The following is a 24,317-nucleotide window of genomic DNA, read 5'->3' as shown; positions in this document are numbered from 1 at the left end:
TTTCTGATGCCACGTAACACGGACAAAGCCGCCGTTCCGTTGACACGCAAACACACATTTTACGGCGCGGGCGCGCTCCCCGGCGCTTTTGGTGTCACATCCGGCTTGCCGGTGTCGATGGAAACCGGGTCGCTGGCCGGAAAAGTCTCTTCCAGGCCCTCGTCCAGCAGGGCCTCCTCATGCGTGTCAGGCACGGGCGGATGCGGGTTAGCGGGCACAGGGGCAGACGAGACGCGATCATCTGGCATGGCGTTCTCCAAGAGGGCTTACCCAGCATAGACAATCCGGGCAGCCGGCAATCAGCGGTGGGCGATCGGCGATCGGCAAAGGCGGCTGTGCAGCGTGGCACGGGCAAATGTCGCTGGGCCATGCACAACCGGGCGCGACGTGCACGATACTCAGGCGATGCTCAGCAAGCGGTGGGCCCGGTCTCGACACCAATACGACAACCGCTGCGTTGCAGCAATCGCGCAAACGATTGCAAACCCGACAAACGCTCTAGGCGATTTGCCTAGCCAGGTGGAGTCCGGTACACAATCAAGGTGACGTTTTCAATCCCTCCATATTCATTGTTTGCACCTCACGCGCATGCCTCTCCAGCGCACCGTCGGCGCCTTCTTGCGGCACCCTCCTCTGCTGATCATCGGTGCCTCGGCGCTGTCGCTGCTGCTGGCCGCGCTGACGGCCCTGTCGCTGTGGGAGATGCGCGTCGATGCGCTGGCACGTGCGCGCGACGCCGCCGACAACCTCTCGCTGATCCTGCAGCGCGACATCGCCCGCAACATCGAGGTGTACGACCTGTCGCTGCAGGCCGTGATCGACGGCATGCAGGACCCGAAGATCGTTGCCCTGCCCCCGGACATCCGCCAGCTCGTGCTGTTCGACCGCTCAACCAACGCGCAGGACCTGGGCTCGCTGCTGGTGGCCAACCCGGCGGGCGACGTCATCATCGATTCGCACTCGGTACCACCGCGGCATATCCACGTGGGCGACCGCGATTACTTTCGGGTGCATCAGGGCTCCCCGGATGTCGGCCTCTATATCAGCGAGCCATTCAAGCCGCGCATCAACGGCATCGATACATCACTGGGACTGAGCCGGCGTCTGAATGGGCCACATGGCGAGTTCAAGGGCATCGTAGTCGGCACACTGCGGCTGAACTACTTCCGGCGGCTCTTTGATGGCCTCAACCTCGGGCCGCGCGCCGCCGTAACGCTGGTGCGCTCCGACGGCACGCTGCTCATGCGCCGCCCGTACAACGAAAAACTCATCGGCCGCAGCGTGGCGGATAGTCCGGCCTTCCAGCGGCGCCTGCTGTCGTCCGAAGGGTCTTACGTGGAAATGGCCGCGCTGGACAACGTCGAGCGCCTGTTCAGCTTCCGCCATATCGGCGAGCATCCGCTGATCGTGGCAGTCGGCCTGGCCACTGAAGACATTTACGCCGAATGGTGGCAGCGCGCATGGGTGATCGGCGGCATCGTGCTGCTGCTCGATGCGGTGTTCATGACGCTGTCGGTCTTGTTTGCCAGGCAGTTGCGCAAGCGGCTGGAAATGGAGCAGCAACTGCAGTGGCTGGCCAACACGGATGGCCTGACCGGCCTGGGCACGCGCCGCGCACTGGATGCCGCACTGGACGTGGAATGGCGCCGCGCCAATCGCACCCGCATGCCGCTGGCTGTGCTGATGATTGACGTGGATGAGTTCAAGCATTTCAACGACCGCTACGGCCACGCCGCCGGTGACACCGCCCTGCGCACCGTCGCGCGCTGCGTGAACGACAACATCAAGCGCCCCGGCGATTTTGCCGGCCGTTACGGCGGCGAGGAGTTCTGCGCCATCCTGCCCGGTACCGATCTGGCCGGCGCGGTACGCGTGGCCGAGAACATCCGCGCCGCCGTGCTGGCCGCCGACGAGCCCAATGCGGGCAGCGCGCACGGCAAGCTGACGGTGAGCATCGGCGTGGCCGTGCACACGGGCATCGTCACGGCCGAAGACACCGCCGAAGACCTGGTACGACTGGCCGATGGGCGGCTGTACGAGGCCAAGGCGGCCGGGCGCAATACAGTCATCCCGCGCCAGGAGCGGCCCAAGCTGGCGGTGGTGTAGTTGCCAGTCGGCTGAGGCCGATCCTGCCCGGGGGCGTATCATCGCGGCTTTTTCCACTGGACGGTACACGATGGACAAGGCCACCGGCAGCTTCGAAGCGCTGGCCGCACGCGAAGGCGGCTTGCAGCACCGTCTTTCTTCCGCGCAACTCACCATGATCGCCATCGGCAGCGCGATCGGCACCGGCCTGTTCCTGGGCAGTGGTGCGGCCATCCAGCTGGCCGGCCCCGGCGTGATTGCCAGCTACGCCACCGGCGCGGTCATTGCGCTGCTGCTGATGGGCTGCCTGGCGGAGATGGTCGTCGCGCACCCCACCACCGGCTCGTTCGGTGCCTATGCCGAGCACTACGTCAGCCCGCTCGCCGGCTTCCTGGTGCGCTATGCGTACTGGGCAGCGGTCGTCTTCGTGATCGGCGCGGAGGTGACGGCGGTGGCGGTGTACATGGCGTACTGGTTTCCGGGCGTGCCGGCGTGGGTGTGGATCGTCGGGTTCTCGGCCGTGCTGGTGTGGATCAATGCGAGCAGCGTGGACGTGTTTGGCGTGGCGGAATACTGGTGCTCGATGATCAAGGTGGTGGCCATCGTCGCGTTTCTAGCGGTGGCGAGCTACGCCATCTATCGCGCACCGGATGGCGGGCCGATCGGCTTTCACAACTACGTGGACGCGGGCGGCTTCTTGCCGCACGGCTGGTCTGGCGTCTGGTTTGGCGCGGTGGTCAGCATCTTCAGCTTCTTCGGCATTGAGCTGATTGCCGTGGCTGCCGGTGAGGCACGCGAGCCCGAGGCCGCTGCCACCAGCGCGTTCCGCTCCACGCTGTTCCGGCTGGTGTTCTTCTACCTCTGCACGCTCGCGCTGATGCTGGCCGTGGTGCCGTGGCAGCAGGCCGGCACCGGCAAGAGCCCGTTCGTGCGGGTCATGGAAATCCTGGGCATTGCCGGCGGTGCGGGCGTAATGAACTTCGTGGTGCTCACCGCGGCGCTGTCGTCAATGAACGCGCAGTTATATGTGTCCACGCGCATGCTGTTCAGCCTCGCGCGCGGCGGGCAGGCGCCAGGGGCGCTGGGTGTGGTGAGCAATCGCGGCGTGCCGCTGCGCGCGCTGGCGGTGTCCAGCTCCGGCGCGGCGCTGGCGGCGGTGCTGAGCGTCGTGCTGCCCGGCCACTCGTTCCTGCTGATGATGTCGCTGGCGATGTTCGGCGCGCTGTTCACGTGGCTCGTCATCTTCGTCACGCACCTGCGCTTCCGTCGTGCAGCGGAGCGTGAAGGACGCACGCTGCGGTTCCGTATGTGGGGCTACCCCGTGCTGACCCTCATTGGCGCCGTCGCCATGGCGGCCATCATCGTCAGCACGGCGTGGATGGCGGATTTCCGGATGACGCTGGTGGTGGGCGTGCCGTTTCTGGTGGTGATGGCGGTGGTGTTTCGCTGGGTGCGCGGCCGGCAGTGAACGCCTGACCGCGCGCCAAGCTCAAGCCTGCGCCAACGCCTGATCCAGATCGGCCAGCAGATCGTCGATGTGCTCGATGCCAATCGACAGCCGGATGGTCTCTTGCCGCACGCCGGCCTTGGCCAGCTCCGCCTCTGAAAGCTGCCGGTGCGTGGTCGATGCCGGATGCGTGGCGAGCGATTTCGCATCGCCGATGTTCACCAGCCGCGTGAACAGTTGCAGCGCATCCTGGAAGCGCGCGCCCGCCGCAAACCCGCCCTTCACGCCAAACGTCAGCAGCCCCGGTGCCTTGCCGGAGAGGTACTTTTTTGCCAACGCATAGTCGGGGTGGTCATCCAGGCTGGCATGGTTGACCCACTCCACCTTGGCGTGCCCCTGAAGATGACGTGCAATGCGTGCGGCGTTTTGCGTGATGCGGTCGATGCGCAAGCCCAGCGTCTCGATGCCCTGCAAGATCAGGAACGCGTTGAACGGTGACAGTGCCGCGCCGGTATTGCGCAGCGGCACCACGCGTGCGCGGCCGATGTACGCCGCCTCACCCAGCGCTTCCGTATAGACCACGCCGTGGTAGCTCACGTCCGGCTCGTTCAGGCGCTTGAAGCGCGCCTTGTGCTTTGCCCACGGGAACTTGCCCGAATCGACAATCGCGCCGCCTAGGCTGGTGCCGTGTCCGCCCAGGTACTTGGTCAGTGAATGCACGACGATGTCAGCGCCATGCTCGATCGGCCGCACCAGGTACGGCGTCGGCACCGTGTTGTCGACGATGAGCGGCACGCCATGCCGGTGCGCAATCTCCGCCAACGCGGCAATGTCGGTGATGTTGCCCAGCGGGTTGCCGACGGTCTCGGCAAAGATGGCCTTGGTGCGATCGTCGATCAGTGCTTCGAACGAGGCCGGGTCCCGCGGGTCAGCAAAGCGCGTGGTGATGCCCGACAGCGGCAGCGTGTGTGCGAAGAGGTTGTAGGTGCCGCCGTACAGCGTGCTGGCCGAGACGATGTTGTCGCCCGCCTCCGCAATCGTCTGGATCGCGTACGTGACGGCCGCCTGCCCCGAGGCCAACGCCAACGCACCGATGCCGCCCTCCAGCGCCGCGACGCGCTTTTCCAGCACGTCGTTGGTCGGGTTCATGATGCGCGAGTAGATGTTGCCCTGGACCTTGAGGTCGAACAGGTCGGCGCCGTGTTGCGTGTCGTCAAAGGCAAAAGCGACGGTCTGGTAGATCGGCACGGCCACGGCCCGCGTGGTCGGGTCGGCGCTGTAGCCGCCGTGGACGGCCAGGGTGTCGAGTTTCCAGTTGGGCGTGGTGGGCTGCGTCATCGTGTCGTCTCCGGAGGGTTGATCCGGCGAGCATATGGGCAGCCCCGCGGCGCACAAACGATCGTTTTTGTCTTTGCTTATTCCTTTCCCACCTCGAAACTTCGCGGCAGCCTGATGCGTAGCTTATGCTCCAGAATGCCCATCCGCCCCGCGTAACCGATCACCCACCTGAAGGAGAAGTTGACATGGCTGCCGAAAGAACCGGACTGACTGCGATTGCCATTGGACTGGCTGTCGGCCTGCTGGGCGGCGCGGCGATCCTGGGTCACTCGCTGCGCGACATCCGCCCGAGCGAGCGCTTTGTCACGGTGCGCGGTGTCGCAGAAAAACAGGTGACGGCAGATTTGGCAATCTGGCCTCTGAAGGTTCGCGTTGCCGGCAACGACTTGGCCACGGCCAGCCAATCGGCAGATGCCGCCCGCGACAAGGTCCTCGCGTTCCTGCAAGACAACGGCATCAACGCAAAGGACATCGTCGGACGGGACGTTCATGTCGTCGACCGCCAGGCGACAGACTATGCGCAGGCGAACGCGCAACTGCGCTACATGGTCGAGCACACCATCCTCGTGCGCTCCGCTGAAGTGGATAAGGTGCAGAAGATCAGCCAGATGACCGACAAGCTGGTCGCTGCGGGCGTGGTGTTGTCTTCTCAGGGCACGTGGGACAAGACTTCGCCCCAGTTCCTCTTCACGCAACTCAACGCCGTCAAGCCGGGCATGATGGCCGAAGCCACCAAATCTGCGCGAGAAGCCGCCACCCAGTTTGCGGCTGACAGTGGCAGCAAGGTCGGGGCCATACGTCGTGCTAGCCAGGGGCTCTTCTCCATTGCCGACCGTGACCGCACCGGCCCGGAGGGTGGCGAAGGTGGGGGTGGGCCCGCGTCGGACCCGAACAAGAAGGTGCGTGTGGTGGTGTCGGTGGATTACTTCCTAGAGAAGTAGTCCGCAATTCCTACGCCGGATAACAAAAAACGCGAGCACCGCGCTCGCGATTTTTTGGCGGAAACCCCGCTCTACTTCTTCACCAACGGACAAGCCGATTCCGCCAGCGTATTGAACGCCTGCTCACCCGGAATCGTCTGCGCGAGCTTGTAGTAGTCCCACGGCCGGGTCGACTCCGACGGCTTCTTGACCTCGAACAGGTAGATGTCGTGGATCATCATGCCGTCGGCGCGCACGTAGCCGCCCTTGGTGTACATGTCGTCGATCTTCATCGACTTGAGCTTGGCCATCACGCGGTCGGAGTCATCTGTGCCGGCAGCCTGCACAGCCTTCAGGTACGAGAGCGTGGCGGAGTAATCGGCTGCTTGCAGGGCACTCGGCATCTTCTTGTACTTGGTGTAGAAGCGCTCGCCAAACTTGCGCGCGGCGTCGCTGGAATTCCAGTACCACGGATCGATCAGTTGCATGCCCTGCGCAGTCTGCAGGCCCAGTGAGTGGATCTCGTCGATGGTCATGACCAGGCCCACCACCCGCATCTTCTTGTCGAGGCCAAAGTCCTTGGCGGCCTTGATGGCGTTGATGGTGTCGCCGCCCGCATTGGCCAGCGCCACGGCCTGTGCACCCGAACTCTGCGCCTGCAGCAGATACGACGAGAAATCCGGCGCGCCCAGCGGGTGTCTGGTGCCGCCCACCACCTTGCCGCCACCGGCTGTGATGACGCGGCGCGATTCGGCATCCATGTCCTTGCCGAAGGCGTAGTCGACCGACAGCAGATACCACGAGTTCACGCCCTGCTTTCGCAACGCGCCGATGGTGCCGCGCACGTGCGCGTTGGTGTCATACGCATAGTGCACGGTGTAGGGCGTGCACTCCTCGTTTGTCAGGCGCGGGGTGCCGCCGCCGAGGTTGATGTACACGCGCTTCTTTTCAGCCGCGATGCGGTTCATCGACAGGCCCGCCGCCGAGTTCGGGCCAGCGAAGAGCACGTCCACACCGTCCCGATCGATCCACTCGCGCGCTTTGGAAGCCGCTACGTCGGCCTTGTTCTGGTGATCCGCGGAGACGATCTCGATGGACTTGCCCAGCACCTTGCCGCCGAAGTCCGCCACCGCCATGCGGATGGCTTCCAGGCCGCCGGGGCCATCCAGATCGGCATACACGCCCGACATATCGGTGATGAAGCCGATCTTGACCTTGTCGTCGGAAACCTGTGCGTGAGCGAAAAAGGAGGCGATGGCCAAAGCCACCGCCGCCGTGGCGCGGCGTGCGTGCATGTGTGTCTCCTGGTGTGTTTTGTTGTGGGTGCATGCCAGTGGCTGCACCTGTTTGGAGCACATGGTATCGACACCATCCATCGCGAACAGCCCCGGTGTGCGAAACACACTGTCAAGTGAGAGTCGACAGTGGCCCGTTTGCGATACGCCGTACCGCGCTCAGAAGCACATGCCTGTTGCCGTGGAGCTAGGGTTGATGGTGGCGGTACTGAAGTCAACGATATGCGGCAACCCACTGTTGCACGCCATCACACACGACTTCTGGTTCTGCACATCGGTACGCAGCGCCATTTCGGTCTGGCCAGGTCGTGGTGCTGCCACCACCGCCGTCGGGCAAACTCCCCGATTCGGAAGCCACGTAGACATTGAGACCGCTGTGGTCACCGCCTGCGCAGTTCCGGCGTTATGCAAACCCGTAGAGCTTGACCGGATTGGCAACGAAGACCATCTCCTGCCAATCGGTCCGCCCGATCCATGCGGCCATCGCGTCGACCAGTGCAGCATCGTCAGGCTTGTGCGCTTTCTCGGTCGGATGCGGCCAGTCGGTGCCCCACAGCATGCGCTCGGGGGCCATGCTGATGAAGGCCTTGGCCACCGGCTCGACGTCGGCATAAGCCGGCGCGCCGGTCTTGCTGTCGACGTAGGGGCCGGAGAGTGTGATCCACGTGTTGCCCTTGTCGACGAGGCGTTGCGCGGTCCGCATGGCATCGGATTGCGTGCCGCCTGGCTGCGGCACGTGCGCGATGTGGTCGATGACGAGGGGGCATGGCAGCGCGCGCAGATGGGGCTCCAGTTCTGGCAGTTTTGCGCCCTGCACCACCAGTTCGATATGCCACCCGATTGCGCCGATGCGCGAGGCCAGCGGCGCGAGCATGTCAACCGTGGTGGCCCCCGGATAGCTGAGGTTGAAGCGGATGGCGCGCACGCCCGCCGCGTGCATCTCCGTGAGCTGCGCGTCGGTTACCGACGTGTCGACCACCGCAACACCGCGCGCGTTGGGGCCGAAGCGTTTGAGGGCATCCAGCGTGCAGCGGTTATCGGTGCCGTACGTCGACGGGGTGACCACCACGTTGCGCTGCACGCCCAAGCGCGCCTGCACCTTGCGGTACTGCTCGATACTCGCGTTGGGCGGCCGGAGCGTGGTGCCCGGCGCGCTCGGAAAACGGCCATCGTAGATGTGCATGTGGCAATCCACCGCGCCGGCCGGCAGCTTGAATACCGGCCCGGCGCTGCCGCTGGACCACACCTCTTCGGCCTGCGCGACAGCGGGGAGTGCCACCGCTGCCGCACCTGCGCCTGCCAGTTGCAGGAACTGCCTTCTGCTGAGTGCGGCCATGGTCAGGCTGTCTCCGTCTTGGTCAGCATCTGCCCTTCGGGCTTCGCCCGGCTCAACAGCAGCAGCGTCGCCACGCTTACCAGCGTCAGCACGGCCAGCGGCATCAATGCGAGCGCATAGCTGCCCGTCGCCTGCTTGACCCACCCGTACACGTTCACCATCAGGCCGCCGCCGATGAGGTTGGCGATCGCGTTGATGGTCGCCAGCCCCGCCGCCGCCGCGCTGTTGGAGAGCATGCCCGACGCCAGCGCCCAGAACGGCCCCTTGAACGAATAGGCCCCGACCAGCACCGCGCACAGCATCACCATGGTGGGCATCAACGACCCACTGAGCGATGTGCCGAACAGGCCCAGCCCGATCAGCAGCATGGGGATGGCGGTGTGCCAGCGGCGCTCCTTCAGGCGATCCGAGCGGCGGCCCCAGACCACCATCAGCACCGATGCCACGGCATACGGCACCGAGTTGAGCAGCCCCGTCTGCATGACAGTCAGCCCGAACGATTTGAGCAACTGCGGTTGCCACACCGACAGCGTGCTGCCGGCTGCCGATGCGCACACATCCACCAGCGCCAGGCACAGCACGTAGCGGTTGCAGAACAGTTTGGCCAGCGACATCTGCGCGACCTTCTTGGGCCCGCGCGCTTCACCGGCCAGCGTGCTCGTGAGCCAATTGCGCTCTTCGGTCGACAGCCACTTGGCTTCTTCCGGCCGATTGGTCAGCAGGCGCAGGCAGGCGATGCCCAGCAGCACCGTCGGAATGCCTTCGAGGAGGAACAACCAATGCCACCCGCGCAGCCCAGCAAAGCCATCCATCTGCAGCAGCGCGGCCGAGATAGGCGAGCCGATAAAGCTCGCGGCCGGAATCGCCACCATGAACGTCGCCACGATGCGCGCACGGTGCGTTGCCGGAATCCAGTACGACAGATACAGCAGCACGCCCGGAAAGAACCCCGCCTCCGCCGCGCCCAGCAGGAAGCGCAACGTGTAGAACGAGGCCGGCCCGCGGACCAGCGCCGTGGCGGCCGAGACCAACCCCCACGTGATCATGATCCGCGCGATCCAGATGCGCGCGCCGTAGCGCTGCAGCGCAAGGTTGCTCGGCACCTCGAAGAAGAAGTACGACACGAAGAACAGGCTGCTGCCGAACCCAAACACACTGGCTGTCAGCCCGAGGTCGTGGTTCATCTGCAACGAGGCCATGCCCACGTTGCCGCGGTCGATGAAAGCCAGCAGGTAGCAGACCATGAGGAATGGCACGAGCCGCCAGACCACCTTGCGCAGGGTCCGTTGCTCGAGATCGGTCACACCGGTACTGCCCGTCACTTGCATGTGTGTCTCCTGGCGCCGTCGTGGGTTTCGCGGCGCTATTGGATGTCTAGGAATCAAGGTACTGCGATCGGGCCGTCAATGGGCGACCGCCTCGCCGGCATCGGCGCCTGGGTCGCCCAACCAGGCGATGGCTAGCGCACCGATGAGCAGCACAGCCGACACCGCCAGCAGCGGCGCCGTAAAGCCATGCGAGAACTGCTTGATGGCACCGATCATCGACGGGCCGACAAAGCCGCCCAGGTTGCCCACGGAAACGATCAGCGCCAGGCCGCCCGCCGCCGCACGGCCGGTCAGGAAGTTGGAGGGAATCGCCCAGTACGTCGCCTGGAATGCGAGGATGCCGCTCACCGTCAGGCACAGCGCCGCCAGCTTGAGCGCAGGCGCATCCAGCGCCGTGCTGGCCGCCAGAGCGACCGCCGCCACCACCAGCGCGCCCGCCACATACGGGATGCAGCTCTGCGCGCGGTTCGCCATCCGCGCCCACCACAGCATGACGACCGCGCCCATCGCGTACGGAATGGCCGTGAGCCAGCCGACCACCGCATGCTCGACACCAAACTGCTTGACGATCTGCGGCATCCACAGGCCCACGCCGATGGAGCCAACGATGCCGCAGAAGTTGATGAACGCCAGCACGAACACGCGCCAGTTGGTCATTGCGTCACGCAGGCTCGCGCCGTGCTTGCTTGCGATGTCGCGCTGCTCCATCGCAAGGCGGCGCGCGAGCACGGCTTTTTCTTCGTCCGTCAGCCACTTAGCCTTCTCGGGACGGTCCGCCAGCACAAACAGGCACGCGATACCCAGCACCACGGCAGGCAGCCCCTCGATCAGCAACAGCCACTGCCAGCTGAGCAAGCCATACAGCCCGCCGAGTTCAAGCAGCGCACCGGAAATCGGCGAGCCGATCATGTTCGCCACCGGAATGCCCACCAGGAACGCAGCCGTCACCTTGGCGCGCCACTTGCCCGGAAACCAATGCGTGAAATACAGGTAGATGCCTGGCGTGAAGCCCGCCTCAGCCACGCCCAGCAGAAAGCGCGCGGCGGCAAAACTCTTGGGCCCCACCACAAACGCCGTGGCCATTGAAAACACGCCCCACGTGATCATGATCCGCGCGATCCAGATGCGCGCACCTACCTTCTGCATGATCAGGTTGCTCGGAATCTCGAACAGGAAGTAGCCGATGAAGAACAGCCCCGCCCCGAACCCGAACTGCTCGGCGGTCAGGCCAAGGTCCTTGTTCATGGTGAGCGCCGCAAAACCCACGTTGGTGCGATCGAGATAGCTGATCACATAGCAGGCGAAGATGAACGGCAGGATGCGGCGGAACGCCTTGGCCAGCGTACGTTCGCTCGCCTCGTAATCCGCATCGGGCAACGTGGCCGCAGCGCGCACATCCGCGCCAGGCGGTGGCGTGGTGGCATTCACCGTGCCTAGGGTGTGTGACATTTGCATGGTCTCCTCCATCGCGCTTCTGTGAGCGCTAGGGGTTACGTATCGATGAGCTAGTGCTGGGGCCTGGCCTGCTTTGCTCGATGCGGCAGCGGGCCGGCGACGTCCATCTGGATCTTGAGCACGGTGCCGGACACCGACTCCGTCATGAAGAGCGTCTTCATCTCAGGGCCGCCGAAGCAGAGGTTCGTGAGCGAGGCACCTTCCGGGCTGATCACGATCACCTCGGGCTCCGCGCGGTGGTTCAGCACCCACGCACGGCCAAGGCCGGGGTTGGCCACAAACAGCCGCCCCGCCGTATCGATCGTCAAACCATCGGGGCCGCTCGGGCCGTACGACGTAAAGAACTGGCCGACCTTGCTGACGGAGCCATCCGCCTGCAGCGGCACGCGCCACACACAGTTGCCGCGCGTCATGGCGACGTACAGCACTTTCTCGTCAGGCGACAACACGAGCCCATTCGGGCTGGGGCAGTTGCCGAGCAGCATGTCGAGCTTGCCGTCCACCGACAGGCGATAGACGCGGCCCGTCGGGTCGTGCAAACCCGTCTGCCCCTGGTCGGTGAAATACAGGTTGCCTTGCGAATCGAACGTGAGGTCGTTCACGCCCTTGAAGCGCTCGGAGTTGCGCCGCTCCAGGTAAGGCCTGACCTCGCCACGCTGGATGTCGAGAAGCATCAGCCCGTTGCGGTAGTCGGTGATGAGCAGATGCGCATCGTCGACCAACTTCATGCCGTTCGGCTCGCCGTCGTACTCGGCCACCAGTTCCCAGTCGCCCACAGCCGAGATGCGAAAGATCCGGCCATGCGGAATGTCGGTCACGTACAGATGGCCGTCGGGGCTCCACACCGGCCCTTCGAGGAAGGAGTCGGTGGCTTGCCCGCCACGATTGGCGCGCGCCCAGTCCGTCTGGACGTCGGGCTTGCGGAACTTGGCCGGCATGCGCGTGAAGACTTCAGCTTCACGCACAACAGGTGGCGAGAGCAGGAACATGGCTATCACGCCGCCGTGCGGGCGCGCTCCTCGATCACCGCGAGCACATTGGCCGCTGCACCCTTGCCCATGTTCACGTAGGCCGCGTCGCTCACGCCGCCGATGTGCGGCGACAGGATGACGTTCGCAATGCCCTGGAACGGATGCGGCGTGGTCATCGGCTCCACGTCAAAGCTGTCGAGCCCGGCCGCGCGCAACCGGCCGCTGGCGAGTGCTTCGGCCAATGCGGGCTCGTCAATGAGCCCACCGCGTGCCGTGTTGACGAGGATCGCCCCCTCCTTGAAACAACTGAACGCATCGCGGTTCAGCATCTTGCGGTTCTCGGCGGTCAGCGGGCAGTGCAGCGAGACCACGTCTGACTGTGCATACAGCTCACCCAGGCTGACCAGCTTCACACCGGCCGGTGCCTCTTTGGCATACGGGTCAAACGCGATGACGTTCATGCCGTACGCCACCCCGATGGCGGCCGCCCGACGCCCGATCGCGCCCAGGCCGACCAGACCCAGCGTACGGCCATCCAGCTCGACGGACTTGTGAACAGCCTTATCCCAATGGCCGGCACGCATGCGCGCGTCGAGCTGCGGCACGGCCTTGGCGCATGCGAGGATCAGCGCCCACGCATGCTCGGCCACAGCCGCCGCATTGGCACCCACGGCAGCACGCACCGCAATGCCGCGTGCCGCAGCGGCCTCCTGATCGATGACATCGATCCCGCTGCCATGCTTGGAAATCACCTGCAGGTTGCCGGCCGCGTCCATGATGCGTGCGTTGACCTTGCCATAGCGGACGATGATCGCCACCGGCTTGTGGCGCGTGCAGAGCGCGACGATGTCGTCTTCTGTGGGCTGCTTGCCAGCGAACACAACTTCGAAGTCGCTCAGCATGTCCAGTGCCTGCGGCGCCAAGTCAGCCGCCGTCACCAACACGACGGGCTTGTGTGCAGACGCGCTCATCAGAGTGCCTCGCCTTCGGCCAGCATGCCGACGGCACGCAGTTCTTTCTCCAGCCAACTCGCGCGCGTGTCGCCCTTGCGAATGGCTGCGATGCGGGCGGCTTCCGCATCCACCTTCTTCTGCGCGAGCACCAGGATGCGCTCGACGTCTTCACGCGGGATGACGACCACGCCATCTGCATCGCCCACCACCAGGTCACCCGGGTGCACCGTTGCGCCGGCAACAGACACCGGCAGGTTCACGCGCCCCGCCACGCTCTTGGTGGGTCCGCATGGATTCAGGCCGGCAGAAAAGACCGGGAACGTGCCGTGCGCCAACTCGTGCGAATCGCGCACCGCGCCATCGATGACAAACCCGGCGATGCCCGTGGCATGCGCCTGCGTGGCCATGATTTCGCCGATGAGCGCGCAGCTCTGGTCGCCCTTGCCGTCCACCACGATCACATCGCCGGGCTTGGCGACGGCCAGGGCGGCGTGGATGGCGAGGTTGTCGCCGGGGCGGACTTCGACCGTCACGGCCGGGCCCGCCACTTTCATTGTTGGCGCGAGCGGTTTGACTCGGCCATTCAACGTGCCGCGGCGGCCAGCCACGTCGGCCAGGATGGCGGCCTGGAAGCGGGCAGCCGCCTCGACGAGGTGAGGGGAAACGCGCTCGATGTCGCGAACGATGGTGGACGTGGTATGCGAAGGGGTACTCATGAAAAGCCTGCCTCTGTCTTTAGCGTTGTACAATGTACAACAGTGGTGTACTGAGTGAAATCACTATAGCCACGGCAAGCGAGACGATCCACTAGCGTTTACCCGTCCGCTCTATACAACCGCGTTGTACACAGTACAATCATGCCGTCCATCAGTTCAGGGAGTTGGGAATGGGGAACGACGGCGTCGCCGCGGTAGAAAAGGCGTTGGCCTTGCTGGATTGCTTCAAGCCGGGGGCGGAAGCGCTAACACTGGCGGCCCTGGCGCAAGCCTCGGGCATGCACAAGACCACGGTGTACCGGCTGATGAACTCGCTGGAGCGCATGAGCTATGTCATTCGCTCGGAGTCTGGCGCGTATTCGCTCGGGCCTCGCCTGCTGTATCTGGGCAAGCTCTATGAGCAGTCCTTCCACCTGTCTTCCGTGGTGGAACCGGTGCTGCATGCGCTGGCGGCGGCCACGCGGGAGAGCGCATCGTACTACGTCGTCGACCACGGCCTGCGGCTGTGCCTGTTCCGCGCCGAGCCATCGGAGGGTCTGCGCGAGACGCGCCTGCCCGGTACCTCGCTGCCGCTGGACGATACGGCCATCAGCCACGTGCTCCGCTACTGGGGCCTGGGCGAATCGCTCTATGACGAAGCGCCAGCGCTGCCGCTGTTCACCTCGGGCGCGCGCGATCAGCACACGGCGGCGTTTGCTACGCCCGTCTTCGGCTCCGGCGACAAGTTCATGGCGGCACTGACGCTGTCTGGCGCGGCTTCCCGGCTCGAAGCGGCGCGCACCTCCGGTGACGTCGTTGCGATGCAACTGCAGGCGGCGTCCGACCTGTCGCGCAAGCTCGGTGCAAGTGCGGCGCTGTGCGAGCGAATCTACGGTCGCTGATTGGAGCCGCCAGCCCCCGCACCCAGTCAGGGCGGAGCGCGTTCGCACGGGTTCGGACGGGCGTTTCGCGTGGCCGATGCGCTGCTCGTGATAAATGCCGGTGTGGCCTGAGCCGGTTTCGTTATTCGCTGACCCGCGGTTAAGGCAGGCACGCCATCTCCGCAACGCTCGAGACAGTGCCAGAAGGTGTCCGCGGTCACGACCCGGCACAACCGCCCGCGCACCAAAAGAAAGGCCCGCCCAGGCATAACACCGGGGCGGGCTTTTGTCACTTCAAAGAGGCTGCTTACTGCCGCAAACCCTTCACCTTGTCTGCGGTGATATCAGCGGGCTGGCCGCCAAAGTTCGTGCGCAGGTAGTTCGCAAGTGCGGCCAGTTCTGCATCGTCCATCTGTGCAAAGCCCGGCATCTCCTGCATGGCTTCCGTGCCCGGGAAGCGCTGCGCTTCAATGCCGTCGAGCATGGCAACGAGCAGGTTATGCGCATTGGCATTGCGCACGCTGGAGTTGCCCAGCATCGGCACGGCCACGTGCGGCTTGCCTTCGCCATCGCGGCCATGACAGCCGGCGCAAACGGCCAGGTAGCTCGCGCGGCCAGCCTTGAGCTGGTCAGCGTTGTCCGCCGTGGCGGCCACCGGCTTGAGCGGTTGCGGTGCAGGCGGCTTGTCGCCAAGCAGGTAGGTTGCCACCGCACCAATGTCCGCTTGGCTCAGGTACTGGGAGCTCAAGTGCACGACGGGGTACATCTCACCAAAGGCCGAGCCCTGCTGCGCGATGCCGGTGCTGAAGAACGCCTGCAGATCCGCCTGCGTCCACCCGCGTGCGGCAAGGCCCGCTGGCGAGATGTCCGGTGCGACCACGCGGCCGAGATCCGCACCGCCGAGCGGTTTGCTGGCGCTCAGCTGGCCCGCAAAACCGCGCGAGGTATGGCATTCCGCGCAGTGGCCGAGCGCGTTGGACAGATAGCGCCCGCGCTGCCACGACGTCGAATTGCCGGTGGATGCATCGGGCAGTGTGTCCTTCAGGAAGAACAGGTTCCAGCCCGCCATGGCCAGGCGGATGTTGTACGGGAAGCGCAACTCATGCTCGCGGTTGGCGACTGCCACCGGCTTCACCTGCTGCGTCAGATACGCGTACATCGCATCGGTATCGCCGCGCGACAGGCCGCGGTACGACGTGTACGGCATCGCCGGATACAGGTGCTTGTCCGGCGTCACGCCATCGTGCAGCGCCTTGTAGAACTCATCGGCGCTCCACTTGCCGATGCCGTGTTCCTTGTCAGGCGTGATGTTGGTGCCGTAGAACGTGCCGAACGGTGAGGCCAGCGGCACACCGCCCGCGAACGGCGCACCGTCCTTGGCTGTGTGGCAGGCCGCGCAGTCCGCCGCACGCACGAGATAGCGGCCGCGGTTGATCAGGTCTGCACCGGTCAGCTTGGTGGGCGATGGTTGATCGGCAGCGGCCGGGATGTCGGTGGAGCGGTCACCGCAGGCGGCCAGCGTGGCGGCGACCAGCAGCGGCAACACGGCCAGGCGCGCCAGGCGAAGCAGATTGCGATGGTTAGGTTGAGCCATGGTCATCGTCATCACTTGCCGTCCTTGACGAGTCCGGGTGTGCTTAGCACGACGTCCTTGACGGCCTCGAAGTAGCGCACGTAGCCGGTGCAGCGGCAGATGTGGTCGTTCAGCGCTTCGGTGATGGTCTCGTCCAGTTGCTCGCGTGCCACCGGCTGGCGCTTGAGGCGCTCCACCAGCACCGTCGCGCCGTTGACGAAGCCCGGCGTGCAGTAGCCGCATTGGAAACTGAAATGCTCCAGAAACTTCTGCTGCACCAACGAGAGCGATACCACCTCGCCCTTCTCATTGCGCGTGGCATGGCCTTCCACAGTGCGCACCTTCTTGCCCTGGAAGAAATGCGCGCCCGTAATGCAGGTGCGGACTTCTTCGCTGGTACCGTCTGGCTTGTCGAGGATGACCGTGCACGCGCGGCACACGCCCTGCCCACAGCCCAGGCGCGAGCCCGTCAGGCCTGCGTACTCATGCAGGAAGTCGATCATCATCAGGCCCTCGGGCACTTGCACGGGGCCCAGGTCCTTGCCATTGAGGTGCAAGGTGATCGGTTGGGTCGTAATGCTCATGCCAGTACCTCCTGAATCTTTTCCGCGGTCACTGGCAGGCTGGTGAAGCGGTGTCCGATGGCATGCGCGATGCCATTCACAATAGCGCCCACCACCGGGATCATCACCACCTCGGCGATGCCCTTGGGCGGATCGGTTTCCGACAGGGGCGGCAGCACCGTCCCGGTCTGCGTCCAGACGGCCACGTCCTTGGCGCGCGGCAGTTGGTAGCGGTTGAAGTTCCAGGTGCCGTTGCCGGGGCCGTCTTCATACAGCGGCAGGGATTCGTGCAGCGCGTGGCCGATGCCCATCGCCAGACCACCCTGCAACTGCCCCGACACGAGCTGCGGCGAGAGTTGCGAGCCGCATTCCATGATCGAGTGGTGCGACAGCAGTTCCACCTTGCCGCTGGCCTCGTGCACCGACAGCTCGACCAGCGTGCCGACCGCGCTGTAGTACGTGACCGACGCGTTGTTCCGCTGCGTGGGCGCGATGTAGACCTTCTTGCGATCGAGCACGTGGTAGCCGCCGGCTGTCGTCATCTTGGCCTTGTGCGCGGCATCGGCGTTGTCGCCATAGCGCACGGACAGCCCATCGATCGGCACGCGCGTGGCCGTACCGTTGACGTCGAAGTCAGCCTCGCTCCACTGCCAGCGGTTGAACACGTGCACCACGGCACCCGTCACCAGGCCCAGGTCATGCGCCTTCTTGACGATCTGCTCGTACGGCAGCGCCTGCAGGCCGCCGGCCGTGAGCTTGCCGTCCACCCAGCGTGCGTCTTCCACGCGCACCACCAGCGAAGTCGCCTGACCACCGCCAATGCCCTGGATCCAGATCGCCATCGCAGCCGGCCACAGGCCGTGCATGAAGACGATGCGCGCCGCCTCACGCGTGCTGTGCGTGAAGTAGTACGCCGAGTTGGTCGCACTGGCCGGCGATGCATAGGCCGGAGACCAGCGCGGGTTGGCCGCCAGCTTGTCCTGATCGGCCTGGCTCATGATGTACGGATCACCACTGGTGGTCACGGGCAGGTCTGCCCAGTCCGTCACCGCCACGCGCACTTCCGATGCAGGGCGGCCCAGCCAGCGCGCCACGGCCATCGCCTGCGAGGTCGACATACCGGTGCCGATCTCGGCTGCGGTGTGATGCAGCGCAATCTGCCCGTCCGGGCGGATTTCCACCTTGGCGAACGAGGCCTCCGCGCCCGTGCCGAAGTCCTTCTGCACGCACGCAAAGCCCACACCGTAGCGCTTGCCCGGGTGCGCGGCTTCAAACTCGGCTTTCTTCTTCGCGCGGTTCACCCACATCGGGTGCACCTTGGCTGCCTCCAGCACCTCATCCACGCGGATGGCGCCGGCAGGAATCGCGCCCTGCGTGTTCTTCATGCCCGAGCGCAGCGCGTTCTTCAGGCGGAACTCGATCGGGTCAAGCTTCAGTTGCTCGGCAAACTCGTCGACCATCATTTCGGTCGCGGCCATGCTCTGCAGCGTGCCGTAGCCACGTGCCGAGCCCGCATCGATGGCGCGCGAGGCAATGGCCACCGTGGCGAGGTCGTTCTTCGGAAAGTAGTAGATCGACTGCGCAGCCGTGGCGCCCACCATCGCCACCGACGGCGAGAAGTTGCAGCGCCCGCCGCCGTTGGCCTCGAAATCGCCCTGGAACGACTGGAACAGACCGGTCTTCTTGTCCACGGCAATGCGGTAATGCATCTCGAACGCGTGGCGCTTGATGGAGGTCTGGAACTGCTCGTAGCGGTCATTGGCCAGACGCACGGGCTTGCCGTCCGCGTACAGCGCCGTCACCAGGCCGTAGAACGGGAAGTTGTAGTGGTCTTTCGAGCCGTAGCCGACCGTGTAGCACGGGTGCACGATCACCTGCTTCACGGGGAAGGCGCCCTTGGCCTTGGCCAGCATCTCGGCCGTGCTCTCGCCCACTTCAATCGGGCTTTGCGTGGGCACCACCATGTGCAGCGTCTGCGTGGCACTGTCGTACCAGCAGTTGGCGTTATCGGCTTCCAGCGCGGCGGTGTCGATGGACTGCGTGTTGTACTCGCGGTCGAGCACCAGCCAGTCTTCAGGCGGCTTGGCCAGTTCGTCGCGGATCTGGCCGGCGTAGAACATGCCCTGCTCGCCCAGCTTGCCGTGGTCCACACCATCGGGCCACACGGGCTCGTGCTTGCGCATCTGGCTGGGGAAGATCGGCGCGTTCTTCAGGCTGGAGAACACGTCGTCGTCATACGGCGTCTGGCCGCCCACGCGCACAAAGCGGAAGGTGCCCCACGGATCGCGCTCCAGCGGGCCGGTCACCGCGCCGTAACGGATGATCTTGTCCTGGAACTTGAGCTTGTCTTTCGCAAAGCGGAAGCGCGCGAAGTCGTGATAGATCAGGATGGCGACAGCGTGGCCGTGATACGCAGGCGTCTTGCCCGTCGGCAGCAGCATGTCGTCGCCATAGAAAGCGGGGAAGGCCACGCCGTCGCGCACCAGATCTTCAGCGGTCACAACGCGATCGGGCTTCAACGCGTCGCCCAGCAGGCTCAGGTCAAAGCCTTCGTACGTGCGGTCGGCCAGCGTGGTGCGCAGGATGAATGCGTGCGATTGCTGCTGCGGCCAGTGCGGCATGTCGCGCGAGCGGATATCACGTGCGAACACCTTGTCGCCCGTGACCTTTGCAATGCCGTCAATACGGAACTTGGGGGTACCGGTCTTGGGGTCCCACTGGACCGGGGTGAGGATCTTTTCTTCAAACAGAGCCGCAAATGCGCGGCCGCCCAACGGTGCGATAACCACCGAGACGCCGGCCACGACAGTCGCTTTCAGGAAAGCGCGGCGCGACGGATGGGTAAGCGGCATGAACTTCTTCCTCGAAGGAATGCTACGGCGCACCCGCGTTCGGCGGGTGGCGTGGGGAGGGATGGGGAGCCTGGGTGCAAGTGATTGCCAGGCGGCTCCGCCTCTTTCGATTTTGGTATTCGCCTTGACCCAAGACAAGGCGCGATGCCGAATATCGTCTATTTGGCGGGCGTTATCTGCCTTGGCACGATTTTGTGCATACGCAGCAGCGCGTGACCACTGCGGTGGCTGCGTTTAGCGCCAGTCTGCGGCCTGCGCGCTGACACGCGCGCGCACAAAATCGATCAGCGCGCGCATGGCGGGCGAGGCGTACCGATTGGGCAGCGTGAGGATGAACAGGTGCGTGCCCAGTCCGCCCACCTCATAGCCAGGCAGCACGCGCTCGAACGGTGTGGCGGCCGATGTGGCAACTGCATGTGTCACGTAATTGGGCAGCAAGCCGATGGCCATGCCGCGCGCCACTGCATCGGCCAGGAACGGAAAATCTTCCGACTGCATGCGCGGCTCCACCGTCACACTGTGCTGCGTGGTCTTGCCGCGCACGGTGCGCGAGAGCGCCAGCGTCAGGCGCCGCCCCGGCATGGGCGGGCAGACGATGGCTTGTTCGACCAGTGCTTCAGGCGTTGCCACCGGGCCATGCGTCTTCAGATAGGCCTTGGTCGCGAACAGGCTCCAGCCGATCGGGCACACCTCGCGCGCAACGGTGTCCTGCGGCGGTGCCGAGGTGATCTTGAATGCCACGTCAATCTCCGAAGCAATCAGGTCATTGACGCGGTTGTTGAACGTCACACGCAATGTCACGTTCGGGTGCTCGCGCGCAAATTCGAGCAGCATGTCGCCCAGGAAGAAGCGGCCGAGCCCCGTCGGCACACTCACGCGCACGTGGCCGCGCACGGTCTGGCCCAGGCCGTCGATGGAAGCGCGTGCGGTCTCCACCTCCTGCAGCATGCGGCGGCCGTGCTCGAACAGCGTCTCGCCCGCCTGTGTCAGCTCCAGACTGCGCGTGGAGCGGCGCAGCAGTTGCGCGCCGGTCTCGCGCTCCAGCACCTTCAAGCGGTTGCTGAGGTTGGAGCGCGTCATGCCCAGCTTTTGCGCGGCAGCAGTAAAGCTGCGCGCTTCCACGATCTCGACAAACAGGTGGATGAGGTTGAGGTCCATGATGGAAGCTGAAAGGCTCGGCTGAGAAGCGAGACCGACGGGCAGTGTTGTTCAATGGCATTCACCAGTGTGCGCAATACTAAGCGGATTGTTCAGTGCGATTCAATCCGGCATGCTGCGCAGATCAAGCAGAGGTCCAACCCAATAACGAGACCTCGCCCTCAAGGAGACACGCATGACCGCCAGCCTCATTTTCGAAGACCGCCCCGTCGATGCCGACACCCTGCTCGCGCGCGGCTCCGCCCTTGCCGGTGGATTGCGCCGCATGGGTGTGCAGGAAGGCGATGTGATCGGCGTGCTGATGCGCAATGCGCCGGCCTACATTGACGTGATGCATGCGTGCCGCATTGCGGGCTGCCACTTCTGCCCGATCAACTGGCACTTCACGCCGGCCGAGGTGGAATTCCTCATGCGCGATTCGGGTGCCAAGGTGCTGATCGGCCATCGTGACCTGGTGGATGCGGTGGAACCGCTGCTGCCGTCGCACGTGCAACTGCTGCGCGTGGATGCCGAAGGCACCGACCGCGCCGACGGCTACGCCAACTGGCTCGCACTGCAAACGCCGTACGACGGGCCGCTGGTGGCGCCGCGCGGGCACATGGCCTACACCTCAGGCACCACCGGCCGGCCCAAGGGCGTGGTGCGCCAAGCCGTGCCGCTGGACCAGCTCGACACCCACCTGCAGCAGGCACGCGCCGTGGTGGCCGCCACCTTCGGCATCGTGCCGGGCTGCCGCGCACTGTTGCCGGCACCGCTGTATCACAGCGCCCCCAGCCTCTTCGCCCAGCAGGCCGCGCAGATGGCCGAAGTGCTCGTCCTGCACCCGCGCTTCGACCCGCTGCGCGTGCTGGAGCAGATCGAGCGCTACCGCATCGACACCGTCTACCTGGTCCCGATCATGTACGTGCGCATGCTCAAACTGACGGAAGAAGAGCGCAATCGATACGACCTCTCTTCACTGCGCTTCGTGGCCTCCACCGGCGCCCCGTGCGCGCCCGAGATCAAGCGCAAGATGATCGACTGGCTCGGTCCTGTCATCTATGAGACCTATGCCTCCAGCGAGACCGGCATGATCACCGTAATGGACCCGCGCGATGCTGCCGCCCGCCCCGGTAGCGCCGGCCGCCCGGTGTGCGATGCTGAGGTGCGCATCCTGCGCGAAGACGGCACGCCCTGCCCCACCGGCGAGGTCGGCCTGATCTACAGCCGCCAACCCGCGTACCCCGACTTCACCTACCGCGGCAATGACGAAGCGCGCAGCAAGATCGAGCGCGACGGCCTGGTCACGCTCGGCGACATGGGCTACCTCGACGCAGACGGCTACCTGTACGTGTGCGATCGCGCCTCGGACATGGTCATCTCGGGCGGTGTAAATATCTACCCGGCCGAAATCGAACACGCGCTGCTGCGCCACCCCGATGTGGTGGACTGCGCCGTCTTTGGCGTGCCGTGCGATGAATACGGCGAGCGCCTTGTCGCCGTGGTGCAGACGGAAAATACAGGACTGCAGGCCGAGCCCGTGATCGACTGGCTGCGCGGCCAGATTGCCGGCTTCAAGATCCCGCGCCAGATCGAGTTCACCACCGCCCTACCGCGCGACGACAACGGCAAGATCGCCAAGCGCCGCCTGCGCGATGCGTGGTGGGGCGACCGGCAGCGGCGCGTCTGACGCCCAAACCGCTGCTGGCGCGGGTCACGCAACCGCAGCAGCCTGCGCCGCGCCTGACTTGGCAAACAGCGTGCGCTCCGTGAACTTGATGTTCTGCGGATCGTAGTACGGGTCGGCCCATGCAGCGGTCGTCTTCAGCACCAGCGGGTTGGCGGCCGTGGCCTTCGATTCGCCCGCGCGGAAGCGGTAGTGATCGAACAGGCGGATGGCCTCGATCGCGTAGGCCGTGACGATAGCCGGCTCATAGATGGCGATCAGGCTGTCACCGTTCTGCTCTTCGCCGCCCTTCGACAGGTTGGAGGAGCCGCAGAACACCACCGGCTCGTCGCCGTTGAAATCGCACACGACAAACTTGTGATGGATGTGCTGACCGGTACCGGCGTCCACCTCTTGCTTGAACGGCGCGGGGGCTTCGTCCTTCAAATACGCGAATGGCACGGTTTGCGAAGGCACGTCGCGGCCCGGTGCGAAGGCATCCACGCCGCCCTGCTTGTCGATCACGCCCAGCGAGAGCAGCCCCGCCTTGTGCGGCACGACCTGTTCCAGCGTGGTCAGCATCTCGCCGCCTCCATCGGTGGCCATCACCGCAAACAGCACGGACGACAGTGCGCCCTTCACACGGTCAGCCGCTTCGGAAAGCAGCGCATCGGTCTGGTGTGGCGAGAAGCCGAAGCGTGCACGCAGCGCGCCGCCCTGTGGCACAGCCTGCCAGTTGGCGGCCAGCGCATCGGCGCGGAAGGCCGTGGCCACCTTGCGGCTGCCGGTGGCGTCTTCACCGTATTGGCCGATCAAACCCCAGATGTGCTCGAACACCTGCGCATAGAGCTGAGCAGGCGCCTGCTCGAACACCAGCACGCTGTTGGCCTGTACGTACAGCCCGCGCAGCGAGAAATTGGCCGAGCCCGCCAGCACGCGCACCGGTTTGCCGGCGGCATCGCGCAGCAGAATCGCCTTGTGGTGTTGGAAGCGTGCGAAGTGCGTGCGGCGAACATCCGCGCCGGCCTGCTTGAAATAGTCGGTAGCTTGCGTTTCAAAGGCGTCTTCGGTGCCGTGCCCCGTTGGGTGCGCGCCAGCGCCGATGTAGTTGTCCTGGATCACGCGCACCTTGCGGCCGTTCTGCGCCAGCCATGCAATGGCACGGATGATGTCCGGTTCGTCCAGGTCATAGGCCAGCACGTCGATGCCGTAACCGTCGGATGCCTGGCACTGGTTGAGCAGATCGATGATGAGGCGGCGGCCGGTGGCACCCAGATAGGCGTACTTGTTCTGATACGGCTGCGTGTCGTACAGCAGCGGCGATTTGGTCTGCGCACGCTTGTCCGGCGCCAGCGCCGTATTGCCACCGTAGTGGTCAATGAACGCCTGAGACGACACGTAGCCGCGCACCATGCCCACCGTGGCCCAGTCGCTCATCGGCTGATGCAGGGTCACGTTCACGTTGCGCGTGGCGCGTGTTTCAAGCTGCACCGGGTTGGTGGACGCAAAGTAGCGCGCGTGCACGGTGTAGGTGTACTGCCCGGCTGCGTGCGGCGGAAAGTGGACCCAGTGGAACGACTGGAATGGCGCGTCGATGGAGTCGGCGTATTTGCCGGCCTGCAGGGGGGCATCCGCGTGGATGGGCGTGTCGAACGTCAGCCGGTTGGGCACCCAGTAAGGCGCCCCGCCCTGCGGCGTGCACTGGATGGCAAAACCGGCCAGATCAGCACGGTCTGCATCGGCCACGTCAAAAGCAAACAGCACCGCGCTGTCGCCCTGATATACCTTCACCTGGAATGAATCGACGGATGTCGCCATGGGG

General features: G+C 65.0%; 19 protein-coding genes. 5 read left to right on the top strand and 14 right to left on the bottom strand.

The genetic code is table 11. The features are described 5' to 3' along the window. Positions 1–59: 59 nt before the first annotated feature. On the bottom strand, positions 60–248 hold the full coding sequence (locus tag V6657_RS21805) for a hypothetical protein (protein ID WP_048933670.1): 189 nt from the start codon (positions 246–248) through the stop codon (positions 60–62). A 340-nt stretch (positions 249–588) separates the two neighbouring features. Between V6657_RS21805 and V6657_RS21800 the strand changes: the two genes are divergently transcribed. Continuing rightward, positions 589–2,106: a sensor domain-containing diguanylate cyclase gene (locus V6657_RS21800; protein ID WP_048933671.1), complete on the top strand. Its 1,518-nt coding sequence runs from the start codon at positions 589–591 to the stop codon at positions 2,104–2,106. A gap of 70 nt (positions 2,107–2,176) precedes the next feature. Beyond that, the gene (locus tag V6657_RS21795) at positions 2,177–3,553 is read left to right on the top strand and encodes an amino acid permease (protein WP_048933672.1); all 1,377 of its coding nucleotides are present in this window, start codon (positions 2,177–2,179) and stop codon (positions 3,551–3,553) included. A 21-nt stretch (positions 3,554–3,574) separates the two neighbouring features. On the opposite strand, the gene V6657_RS21790 is transcribed toward V6657_RS21795, so the two are convergent. Continuing rightward, entirely contained in the window at positions 3,575–4,870 is a 1,296-nt protein-coding gene (locus tag V6657_RS21790) for an aminotransferase class I/II-fold pyridoxal phosphate-dependent enzyme (RefSeq protein WP_048933673.1), read from the bottom strand. 185 nt (positions 4,871–5,055) lie between these two features. Between V6657_RS21790 and V6657_RS21785 the strand changes: the two genes are divergently transcribed. After that, complete coding sequence (locus V6657_RS21785) at positions 5,056–5,811, top strand: SIMPL domain-containing protein (protein WP_048933674.1); 756 nt, start codon at positions 5,056–5,058, stop codon at positions 5,809–5,811. Between the two features lie 71 nt (positions 5,812–5,882). On the opposite strand, the gene V6657_RS21780 is transcribed toward V6657_RS21785, so the two are convergent. The 7 genes from V6657_RS21780 to V6657_RS21750 form a co-directional block, all read right to left on the bottom strand. Beyond that, positions 5,883–7,085: an ABC transporter substrate-binding protein gene (locus V6657_RS21780; RefSeq protein ID WP_048933675.1), complete on the bottom strand. Its 1,203-nt coding sequence runs from the start codon at positions 7,083–7,085 to the stop codon at positions 5,883–5,885. Positions 7,086–7,488: 403 nt separating this feature from the next. After that, positions 7,489–8,421, bottom strand: coding sequence for an amidohydrolase family protein (locus V6657_RS21775; protein WP_048933676.1), 933 nt, complete (start codon positions 8,419–8,421; stop codon positions 7,489–7,491). Positions 8,422–8,423: 2 nt separating this feature from the next. Beyond that, positions 8,424–9,749 (bottom strand): MFS transporter, encoded by a 1,326-nt coding sequence (locus V6657_RS21770; protein WP_048933677.1) that lies wholly within the window; start codon positions 9,747–9,749, stop codon positions 8,424–8,426. A 75-nt stretch (positions 9,750–9,824) separates the two neighbouring features. Further along, positions 9,825–11,198 carry an MFS transporter gene (locus tag V6657_RS21765; RefSeq protein WP_048933678.1) on the bottom strand — a complete coding sequence of 458 codons (1,374 nt, stop codon included), beginning with the start codon at positions 11,196–11,198 and terminating at the stop codon, positions 9,825–9,827. Between the two features lie 56 nt (positions 11,199–11,254). Next, positions 11,255–12,193, bottom strand: a complete 939-nt coding sequence (locus tag V6657_RS21760) for an SMP-30/gluconolactonase/LRE family protein (RefSeq protein WP_048933679.1) — start codon at positions 12,191–12,193, stop codon at positions 11,255–11,257. A 5-nt stretch (positions 12,194–12,198) separates the two neighbouring features. Further along, a complete protein-coding gene (locus V6657_RS21755; RefSeq protein WP_048933680.1) occupies positions 12,199–13,146 on the bottom strand; it encodes an NAD(P)-dependent oxidoreductase in 948 nt (315 codons plus the stop codon). Further along, positions 13,146–13,844, bottom strand: coding sequence for a diguanylate cyclase (locus tag V6657_RS21750; protein WP_048933681.1), 699 nt, complete (start codon positions 13,842–13,844; stop codon positions 13,146–13,148). Before V6657_RS21750 ends, V6657_RS21755 begins: the two co-directional genes overlap by 1 nt. Before the next feature lie 170 nt (positions 13,845–14,014). Here V6657_RS21750 and V6657_RS21745 point away from each other — a divergent pair, with 170 nt between their 5' ends. Next, positions 14,015–14,725, top strand: a complete 711-nt coding sequence (locus tag V6657_RS21745; protein ID WP_048933682.1) for a helix-turn-helix domain-containing protein — start codon at positions 14,015–14,017, stop codon at positions 14,723–14,725. Between the two features lie 286 nt (positions 14,726–15,011). On the opposite strand, the gene V6657_RS21740 is transcribed toward V6657_RS21745, so the two are convergent. The 4 genes from V6657_RS21740 to V6657_RS21725 form a co-directional block, all read right to left on the bottom strand. Beyond that, positions 15,012–16,298: a cytochrome c gene (locus tag V6657_RS21740; protein WP_338755633.1), complete on the bottom strand. Its 1,287-nt coding sequence runs from the start codon at positions 16,296–16,298 to the stop codon at positions 15,012–15,014. Between the two features lie 11 nt (positions 16,299–16,309). After that, positions 16,310–16,861: a (2Fe-2S)-binding protein gene (locus tag V6657_RS21735; protein WP_048933684.1), complete on the bottom strand. Its 552-nt coding sequence runs from the start codon at positions 16,859–16,861 to the stop codon at positions 16,310–16,312. After that, positions 16,858–19,692 carry a molybdopterin cofactor-binding domain-containing protein gene (locus V6657_RS21730; protein ID WP_048933685.1) on the bottom strand — a complete coding sequence of 945 codons (2,835 nt, stop codon included), beginning with the start codon at positions 19,690–19,692 and terminating at the stop codon, positions 16,858–16,860. The genes V6657_RS21735 and V6657_RS21730 overlap by 4 nt, the downstream gene beginning before the upstream one ends. Positions 19,693–19,926: 234 nt before the next feature. Beyond that, positions 19,927–20,850, bottom strand: coding sequence for a LysR family transcriptional regulator (locus V6657_RS21725; protein WP_048933686.1), 924 nt, complete (start codon positions 20,848–20,850; stop codon positions 19,927–19,929). Between the two features lie 175 nt (positions 20,851–21,025). Between V6657_RS21725 and V6657_RS21720 the strand changes: the two genes are divergently transcribed. Continuing rightward, positions 21,026–22,519 (top strand): acyl-CoA synthetase, encoded by a 1,494-nt coding sequence (locus tag V6657_RS21720; RefSeq protein WP_048933687.1) that lies wholly within the window; start codon positions 21,026–21,028, stop codon positions 22,517–22,519. A 24-nt stretch (positions 22,520–22,543) separates the two neighbouring features. Here V6657_RS21720 and V6657_RS21715 read toward each other — a convergent pair whose 3' ends face one another. Beyond that, entirely contained in the window at positions 22,544–24,313 is a 1,770-nt protein-coding gene (locus V6657_RS21715) for a phospholipase D-like domain-containing protein (RefSeq protein ID WP_048933688.1), read from the bottom strand. Positions 24,314–24,317 lie beyond the last annotated feature (4 nt).

Source organism: Ralstonia sp. RRA (genome assembly GCF_037023145.1).
In the GTDB taxonomy this organism is placed as follows: domain Bacteria; phylum Pseudomonadota; class Gammaproteobacteria; order Burkholderiales; family Burkholderiaceae; genus Ralstonia.
Note: the sequence above shows the minus strand (reverse complement) of the source record. Positions and strands in the feature narration are given on the sequence as shown.